This window comes from Halorubrum sp. SD41 (assembly GCF_058630335.1).
Genome location: NZ_JBZVGZ010000007.1, coordinates 113581 through 122109, shown reverse-complemented (window position 1 = coordinate 122109; position 8529 = coordinate 113581). Strand labels below are relative to the sequence as shown.

8 protein-coding genes are annotated in these 8529 nt (G+C 69.1%); 3 read left to right on the top strand and 5 right to left on the bottom strand.

Annotation, left to right across the window (positions count from 1 at the left end; translation table 11 throughout):
• Positions 1–207 precede the first annotated feature (207 nt).
• The gene (locus tag AC4NMM_RS04725; protein ID WP_491923651.1) at positions 208–1539 is read right to left on the bottom strand and encodes an amidohydrolase; all 1332 of its coding nucleotides are present in this window, start codon (positions 1537–1539) and stop codon (positions 208–210) included.
• A 138-nt stretch (positions 1540–1677) separates the two neighbouring features.
• Here AC4NMM_RS04725 and AC4NMM_RS04720 point away from each other — a divergent pair, with 138 nt between their 5' ends.
• The 3 genes from AC4NMM_RS04720 (at position 1678) to AC4NMM_RS04710 (ending at position 3928) form a co-directional block, all read left to right on the top strand.
• A complete protein-coding gene (locus AC4NMM_RS04720; protein WP_096394170.1) occupies positions 1678–2883 on the top strand; it encodes an LEA/WHy family protein in 1206 nt (401 codons plus the stop codon).
• Positions 2884–2962: 79 nt separating this feature from the next.
• Positions 2963–3361, top strand: coding sequence for a dihydroneopterin aldolase family protein (locus AC4NMM_RS04715; RefSeq protein WP_096394169.1), 399 nt, complete (start codon positions 2963–2965; stop codon positions 3359–3361).
• A gap of 69 nt (positions 3362–3430) precedes the next feature.
• Positions 3431–3928 carry a DUF7974 family protein gene (locus AC4NMM_RS04710; protein WP_491923650.1) on the top strand — a complete coding sequence of 166 codons (498 nt, stop codon included), beginning with the start codon at positions 3431–3433 and terminating at the stop codon, positions 3926–3928.
• Positions 3929–3988: 60 nt separating this feature from the next.
• Here the strand turns inward: AC4NMM_RS04710 and AC4NMM_RS04705 are convergent, their stop codons facing one another.
• Genes AC4NMM_RS04705 through AC4NMM_RS04690 form a run of 4 tightly spaced genes read right to left on the bottom strand, consistent with a single transcriptional unit; the run spans position 3989 to position 8457 of the window.
• Positions 3989–5353, bottom strand: coding sequence for an ABC transporter ATP-binding protein (locus AC4NMM_RS04705; protein ID WP_096394167.1), 1365 nt, complete (start codon positions 5351–5353; stop codon positions 3989–3991).
• Positions 5350–6471 (bottom strand): ABC transporter ATP-binding protein, encoded by a 1122-nt coding sequence (locus tag AC4NMM_RS04700; protein WP_096394166.1) that lies wholly within the window; start codon positions 6469–6471, stop codon positions 5350–5352. Before AC4NMM_RS04700 ends, AC4NMM_RS04705 begins: the two co-directional genes overlap by 4 nt.
• A gap of 1 nt (position 6472) precedes the next feature.
• Positions 6473–7462, bottom strand: coding sequence for an ABC transporter permease (locus tag AC4NMM_RS04695; RefSeq protein ID WP_096394165.1), 990 nt, complete (start codon positions 7460–7462; stop codon positions 6473–6475).
• Entirely contained in the window at positions 7462–8457 is a 996-nt protein-coding gene (locus AC4NMM_RS04690) for an ABC transporter permease (RefSeq protein ID WP_491923649.1), read from the bottom strand. The genes AC4NMM_RS04695 and AC4NMM_RS04690 overlap by 1 nt, the downstream gene beginning before the upstream one ends.
• Between the last annotated feature and the right edge of the window lie 72 nt (positions 8458–8529).

Sequence of the window (8529 nt, the reverse complement as noted above, 5' to 3'; positions counted from 1 at the left end):
CGTCCCTCGCGCGGTGCTGTCGCCGGCGCTTCGCGCCGGCTTCCAGAGGGACCTCCGGTCCCTCGCGGCTCGGCCGCGAGGCGGCCTCGCAGGCGCACGCCACCGCCGTTCATTTATAAGAAGTACGTCAGACTCAGCTTCTCTATTTAAATACTGCCTACGTGGGTCGGCTTTGCGCGTCGCGTTCGATCGCGCTCGCGCCGCGCGCTACGCCGATCCGACGCGGTCGACGAGGTCGCTCGCGGCGTTCGCGGCGCGCTCTTGGACCGCCTCGGCGTCGAGCGTCAGCACCTCGCGGTCGCGCATCAGGACCTCGCCGTCGCAGACGGTGTGGCGCACGTCGCTCCCGCGCGCCGCGTACGCGAGGTGCGAGACCGGGTCGTGGACGGGCGTCAGGTGCGGGGCGTCGAGGTCGACGACGGCGAGGTCGGCGGCCGCGCCGTCCTCGATCCGGCCGCCGGGGAGGTTCAGGGCGTCGGCGCCGCCCCGCGTCGCCATCTCCACCACGGCCTCGGCGGGGACCGCGCTCGCGTCGTCCGCGGCCAGCTTCCCGAGCATCGCGGCGTCGCGCATCTCGTCGAAGAGGTCGAGATCGTTGTTCGAGGCCGCGCCGTCGGTGCCGAGCGCGACGGTCACCCCCGCCTCGCGCAGGCGTTGGACGGGCGCCATCCCGCTGGCGAGTTTCATGTTCGACGCCGGACAGTGGACGACCGCGGTCCCGGCGTCGGCGAGCCGGTCGATCTCCGAGCCGTCGAGGTGGACGCCGTGCGCGAAGAAGTCGTCCGGACCGAGCGCGTCGAGGTCGTCGGCGTACGCGATCGGTCGCTCGCCGCGCTCGTCGACGATGGGGTCCACTTCGTCGGTCGTCTCGTTCGCGTGGAGGTGGACCGGAACCCCGGCGTCGCGCGCCTCCGTGACGCCCTCCCGGAGGAACTCCTCGCCGACCGTCGTCAGCGAGTGCGGCATGAACGCGGTGCGGATCCGGCCGTCCGCGGCGCCGTCGAGCTCGCGCGCGACCGCGAGGCTCTCCTCGACGTCCGCGCGGGCGTCCGCGTCGTCCTTCCCGACCGTGACGACGCCGTGCCCGAGCCGCGCGCGCAGCCCCGCGCGGTCGACGGCGTCGGCGACCCGGTCCATCGCGAAGTACATGTCCGCGAACGCGGTCGTCCCCGAGCGGATCATCTCCACGGCGCCGAGCTCGGCGCCCGCCTCGACGTCGTCGGGCGTCAGCTCCGCCTCCGCCGGCCAGATGTCCTCGCGGAGCCACGGGTCGAGCGGCTTGTCGTCGGCGTAGCCGCGGAGCAGCGTCATCGCGACGTGCGTGTGCGCGTTGACGAGTCCGGGGATCACGAGCGACCCCGACGCGTCGAGCGTCTCGGCGGCCGCCTCGTCGACCGCGTCGTCGACCGCGTCGTCGACCTCGTCCGGCGACCCCACGGCTCGAATCGTCCCCTCGTCGCGGTCGACCGCGACGTCCGCTCGCTCGACCCGGCCGTCGGGCCGGAGCACTCGTCCGCCGCCCACGCGGAGGTGGTTCATGTCCGCCCGTTCCGCCCGCCGCACCAAACGCCTTCGGTTCCTCGTCCCCGCTCGTCGACCCCCACCGACGACCGATCCGCTCGTCGACGCCGCTCTCGCGAACGATACGATTTTATTCGCCGCTCGAAACGAACGGACATGGCTCTGGACCGCATCGTTTCGGCGCTCACCGCGGGGAAGCTCCGGATCGCGCTCGTCGGGCTGGCGGTCGTCGCCGCCGCGGTCGGCGGGGCGTTCGCGCTCGGCGTGTTCGGCGTCCCGAGCGTCGCCGCCGTGAACAACTCCTTCGGCGACGTGACGAACGAGACGACGGTCGTCGAGACCGACCTGGTCGTCTCGAACCCGAACCCGATCGGGATCGGCCTCGACGGCGTCTCGATCAACTACACCGTCTCGATGAACGACGTCGAGATGGCGGCTGGCGGTCGCGAGGGCGTCAGCGTCGCCTCCGGGAACTCCTCGATCGCGTTCGAGACGGACCTGGACAACGACGCGATCCCGCCGTGGTGGACCAGCCACGTCGAGAACGACGAGCGGACGACGGTCACGATCGACGCGCGGGTCACCTCCGAGTTCCTCGGCCGGGGCGCCAACCTCACCCGCACTCGCGAGATCGAGACGGACCTCATCGGCGCGTTCACCTCCGACGAGACCCGCCCGGTGAACGCCGACGCGCCGCTGGTCGACGATCCCGTGCTTTACGTCAACGAGACGCGCGGGCGCTGGGGGACCGTGAGCGAGGCGGAGACCCCGATCGAGATGGAGTTCGACGTGTACAACCCCAACCTCGAACCGTACGTGGTCTCGGAGATCGGCTACGACGTCACGATGAACGGCGTCGAGATGGGGTCCGGATCGACCGACTCGGAGTACGTCATCCCCTCGTACGGCTCCGAGACGGTCGAACTGTCCGCCGCGCTCCGCAACGAGCGCCTCGACGAGTGGTGGGTCACCCACCTCAATGAGTCCGTCAACGGCCACCAGGTGAGCGATCTCCGGATCGAGTTCTACGCGGTGGTCGAGCTCCCCTCCGGCCAGGAGCTCACCGTCCCGCTGGACGCGCTGACCTACGAGGAGACGATCGAGACCGACATCTTCGACGAGGGGCTCCACCAGGAGAACGGCACGAGCGGCGGCGACTCGACCGACTCCGACGGCGGTGACAACACCAGCGACGGTGAAAACACGACCGACGACGGCGGAAACACCAGCGACGGCGACAACACGAGCGACGACGGCTCCGGAGACGACACGGTTGATGGCGACTCGGGAGACGACAACACGACCGACGGCGGCTCCGGTGACGACGACGGCGGGCTGCTCCCCCTCGTCGCCGACCGATAACCGCGGGCCGTCCCGCACCTCGGCACGCACCTCCGCTCGCCGTCCGAACCTTCTTGCCCGCCCGCGGCCGCGTTCCGCCATGGCAACCGACGCCCAGCAGGCGTGTTTCGAGGCGGGGATCAAGTTCGGCTCGCTGTACCACCAGTTCGCCGGCACGCCCGTCAGCCCGTCGAGCGCGCGGAGCCTGGAGGCCGCGATGGCGGAGGCGATCGAGAACCAGCCGCACTGCGAGGCGGTCGCGGTGACGATCCACGACGACCGCGTCGCGGACGCCATCGACCACGAGAACGGCTACACCGAGCTCACCGGCTCGTTGATGGACGTCCGGATGCGGATCGCCTACGAGGGCGTCACGGTCCGCACGCGGATGGGGATGGAGGACGGCTACCCCCTGATGAAGCTCGTCGAAGTGGTCGACGGCGGCCAGTCGGGCTCCGACGACGCCGACTCGTCGCCCGGTGCCGACCCGAACGCTTAGTATCGCGAACCGCCTACGACGAGCCGAACGGCGGCCGAAGCTCCCGATTTCCCGCTTTCAGAGACCCACATGGTCGACAGACGACACGACGGTCGGACGGACCGATCCGGCTTCGACGAGACGAAGAACTACCTCTCCGAGGCCCTCGGCCGCGTCGTGCCGCGGTCGGTGGCGCGGCGAGCGATCGAGGTGACCGTCAGCACGGACGCCGCCGAGTACGCGCCGGACGAGCCGGTCGCGATCACCGTCGCGATCCGAAATCGCCTGCCGGTCCCGATCGAGGCCCCCACGACGACCCGCCGCCTGTGGGGGTGGGCGGTCGACGGCGTCGTCGAGGCCACCGACGAGCGGCGCTACGTGTCCGCCGAGGGGTCCTCGCTGTCGCTCCGGGCCGGCGAGACGAAGCGCGCGACGGTCACGTGGAACGGCCGGTTCCGTCGCTCCGACGCCGACGGGCTCGACCGGTCGGTCCGGGCCGGGCGCGGCGACCACACGATCTCCGTGTTCATCCCGGTCCCCGGCGCCGACGAGCGCCACGAAGACGCCACGCAGATCCGGATCCGGTAGCCGGCGATCGCCGGCCCGCGGTCCGTTTCTCCGACGAACCGAGGGGAAAAGCGAGGGCGGTCAGTCGTCCGCTTCGGGCGCTTCCGCGCCGGGACGGGCCGCGCCCTCGACCGCGGGCTCGTCGACGGCGCTCGCGAGCGCCTCGTCGCGACGCAGGTGACACGCCGCGTAGTGACGACCATCAGTGAGGTCGGACGGCACCTCGTAGGCGGGCGTCGTCGTCGCGCAGACGCTCTCGTCCGCGAACCGCTCGCTGAGGATCCGCTCCGCGTCCTCGAACTCGTCGCGCTCGATGTGCCCGAGCGCCTCGTCGAGCAGGGTGCCGGCCTCGCCGCTCGGCACCGCGTCGTCGAAGTACCGCGACCGGAGGACGTCGGGGTCGGTCTCATCGAACGCCCGACGCTCGACCGCCCGCTGGAACTCCACGACGTTCCGCCAGGCGTCCTCCGTCATCTCGTACTCGTCCGGCTGGATCACCTCCGGGCACCGCGTCCGGAACCGACAGCCGGAGGGCGGATCGATCGGCGAGGGCACGTCGCCGGACAGAAGCGCCGTCCGCCCGCCGCTCCGCGGGTCCGGGACCGGAATCGCGTCGAGCAGCGCCCGGGTGTACGGGTGTTTCGGATTCTCGAACAGCTCCTCTTTGTCGGCCAGCTCGACGATGTTCCCGAGGTACATCACCGCCACGCGGTCGGAGATGTGGCGGATGACGCTCAGGTCGTGCGCGATGAACAGGTACGTGAGGTCGAACTCCGCTTGTAGCTCCTCCATCGTGTTAAGCACCTGCGCCTGGATCGACACGTCGAGCGCCGACACGGGCTCGTCGCAGACGATGAAGTCGGGGTTCACCGACAGCGCCCGCGCGAGGTTCACGCGCTGGCGCTGCCCGCCGGAGAACGCGTGCGGGTACCGGTTGTAGTGTTGCGGGTCGAGCCCGACCTTCTCTAACAGCTCCTTGGCGCGCGCCTCCCGGCCCTCCTCGTCGAGCATCCCGTGGGCCTTCATCGGCTCCTCGACGATGGGGCCGACCTTCATCCGGGGGTCGAGCGACGACTGCGGGTCTTGGAAGATCATCTGCATGTCCTTCCGCATCCGCCGCAGCGGCTCGCCGGAGAGCTCCGCGAGGTCCTCGCCCTGGAAGTAGACGCTCCCGCTGGTCGGTTCGAGCAGCCGGAGGACGGTGCGCGCGAGCGTCGACTTCCCGCAGCCGGACTCGCCGACGAGCCCGAGCGTCTCGCCCTCCTTGATGTCGAAGCTCACGCCGTCGACGGCGCGGACGTCGGAGGTCGACCGGGAGACGTACGGGAACTCGTCGTCGAGCTGGACGCCGGCCAGCAGCCCGCTCTCGTTGTCGAAGTACTTGCAGAGGTCGCGGACCTGTAACAGCGCCTCGGGGTCCGACTCCGGCGGGCCGACCTCGGTCATTCCGCCTCACCCCCGGTCTCGGTGAAGCCGGCGGAGAACCCGCCGGTGGCCTGCGTCTCGATCGGCGGGCTCTCGTCGTACCCGACGTCGAACGCGTCGTGTTTCACGCACGCGGCGGCGTGGGGCGCCTCGCCCTCGTCGCTCAGGTCCCGCGGCTCGGGGTGGACCTCGCGGCACACCTCCCGCGCCTCGGGACACCGCGAGTGGAACCGACAGCCGGCGGGCGGGTCGATCGCCTCCGGCATCACCCCCTGGATCGGCCTGAGCTCGTCGACCGTCCGGTCGGGGCGCGGCATCGAGTCGAGCAGCGCCGACGTGTACGGATGTTTCGTGTCGTAGAACAGGTCGTCCACCTCGGCCTGCTCGATGATCTCGCCGAGGTACATCACGTTGACGCGGTCGCAGATCTCCGCGACGACGCTCATGTCGTGGGTGACCCAGATGAACGACGTGTCGTACTTCTCCTGGAGGTCGGTCACCATCTCCAGTATCTCGCCCTCGACGGTGACGTCGAGCGCGGTCGTCGGCTCGTCGGCGATGATCAGGTCGGGCTGGCAGGCGAGCGCCATCGCGATCAGCACGCGCTGTCGCATCCCGCCGGAGAACTGGTGCGGGTACTCGTCGTACCGCGACTCCGGCGCCGGGATCCCGACCTCCCGGAGCATGTCGATCGCCTCCTCCTTCGCCTCGGCGGCGCCGAGGCCGCGGTTGATCTCGATGAACTCGCGGAGCTGTCCCCCGACGGTGAACACGGGGTTCAGCGACTCCATCGGGTCCTGGAAGATGATCGCGATCTCGCGGCCGCGGATCCGCTCGCGCATCTCCTCCTCGGTGAGCATCTCGTCGCGGGGGCGGAGCTCGCCGTCGTCGCCCTCTTCGAGCCCGAAGATCGTCTCGCCTTTGAACTCGATCTCGCCGCCGACGATCTCGCCGGGGCTGTCGACGAGCCGGAGGATACTGGAGGTCGCGACGGACTTGCCGGCGCCGGACTCGCCGACGAGTCCGACGATCTCTCCCTCGTGGACGTCGAAGGAGATGCCGTCGACGGCGCGGACCGTGCCGTCCTCGGTGAAGAACTGTGTCTTGAGATCGCGTACGCTGAGTAGTGGTTCGCTCATATCAGTTGTTTATCCGCGGATCGAGGGCGTCCTGGAGACCGTCGCCGAGGATGTTGAAGCCGATGACGGTGATCAGAATGGCGATTCCGGGGAAGATGCTGAACGTCGGCGCGGGGAGCATGTACCCCCGCGAGGCGGACAGCATCTGTCCCCACGACGGCGTCGGCGGCTGCGCGCCGAAGCCGAGGAACGAGAGGCCGGCGACGATGAGGATGCTCACGCCGACCTGGAGCGTCGCCTGGACCAACACCGGTGCGAAGCTGTTCGGGATGATGTGCCGGAAGATGATGTTTCGGTCTTTCACCCCGGCCGCCCGCGCGGCCTCGATGTAGTCCTCCTCGCGGATGGAGACCACCCGCGACCGGATGAGGCGGTTGAACACGGGGATCGCCGTGATCCCGACGCCGATCATCGCGAACGTGAGGTCGCGTCCGAACGCGGTCATGAACGCGATGACCAAGACGAGGAACGGGATCGCGTAGATCGTCTCGGTGATCCGCTGGAGCACGTCGTCTATCCAGCCGCCGTAGTAGCCGGAGACCGCGCCGATGACGGTGCCGCCGCCGAGGCCGATGGCGGTCGCGAGGAACCCGACGGTCATCGCGATCCGGGTCCCGTAGATCGTCCGCGAGAGGATGTCGCGCCCCCGGTGGTCGGTTCCGAGCGGATGCTCGATCGTCCCCGTCCCGAACTGATTCTCCATGCCGACCGGCGGGAGCAGGCGCCGGACGGTCTGCGGGTCGGTCTCGGGGTTGTACAGCACCGCCTCCGCGATCGCGTAGTCGAGGACGTAGTAGTCGAACGCGGCGAACACCGCGACGAAGGTCATGAACCCGACGATGTAGGTCCCGATCCGCGCCGTCGTGTCCTGTTTGACCTGCTTCAGGGTGTACCGCAGGCCGACGCGGGCCTCGACCTCGTCGGGCCCGCCGCCGCTCCCGTCGCCGCCGTCCGCCGTGTCGTCGTCCGAAGTTGCGCTGTTGATAGACATTATTCCTCGTCGTAGGTGACCCGCGGGTCGAGGTAGCTGTACGTGATGTCCGTGATGATCACGCCGATCACGTAGACGAACCCGAACACGAGCGTCGTCCCCATGATCAGCTGGTAGTCCTGGTTTTGGATCGCCGTGATGATCAGTCTCCCCATCCCCTGGATTCCGAAGACGGTCTCCGTGAGGACGGCGCCGCCGAGCGCGGTCGAGAGCCCGAGCCCGATGATGGTGATCACCGGGAGCTGTGCCACTTGGAACGCGTGCTTACGGACGATCGTCGACTCGGGCACGCCGTACGCCCGGGCGAGCTTCACGTACTCGCCTTGGAGGGAGTCGACCATCGACGAGCGCTCGATCCGCGTGATCTGTGCCATCTGGAGCGTTCCGAGCCCGATCATCGGGAGGAAGAGGTGATGCATCGACTGGCGTATCACTTGGAACTGCGTCGCCGCGCCGCGGACGTCCGCCGGGTTCGCCCACGGGAGGACGAGCCCCCGCGCGGGGAACCACCCGAGGTGGAACGCGAAGACGATGATCAACACCAGCCCGATCCAGAACGACGGCGTCGAGACGCCGATCAGCGAGACGATCCGGGAGACGTGGTCGGCCGGCTCGTTCCGCCGCTTCGCCGAGATGACGCCCAGCGGGATCGCTGTGATGACCGCGAACGCGAACGCCGACAGCATGAGCAGCAGCGTCACAGGGAGCCGGAGCATGATCATCTCGAGGACGGGGCGGTCGTAGTAGATACTGAGCCCGAGGTCGCCCGTCGCGACGCTGCCGAGGTACGCGAGGTACCGCACGTGTATCGGCCGATCGAGGCCGTACTGGGCGCGGATCGCCTCGACCTGCTCTTGGGCCGGCGTCGGTCCGAGCATGATCTCGACCGGGTCGCCGGGGATCTGGTTTGCCAGGAAGAACGTTATCGTCACGATACCTATCAGTACGGGTATCGCCTGTGCGAACCGCCGGAGTGTGTACCGAAGTAGACTCACTGTCGTGGATTCCTCGTTGCTTCGATTCGGTTTTTGCTGTCGCTTATCCGTTTCGCTCCCGCCGACGCGTCG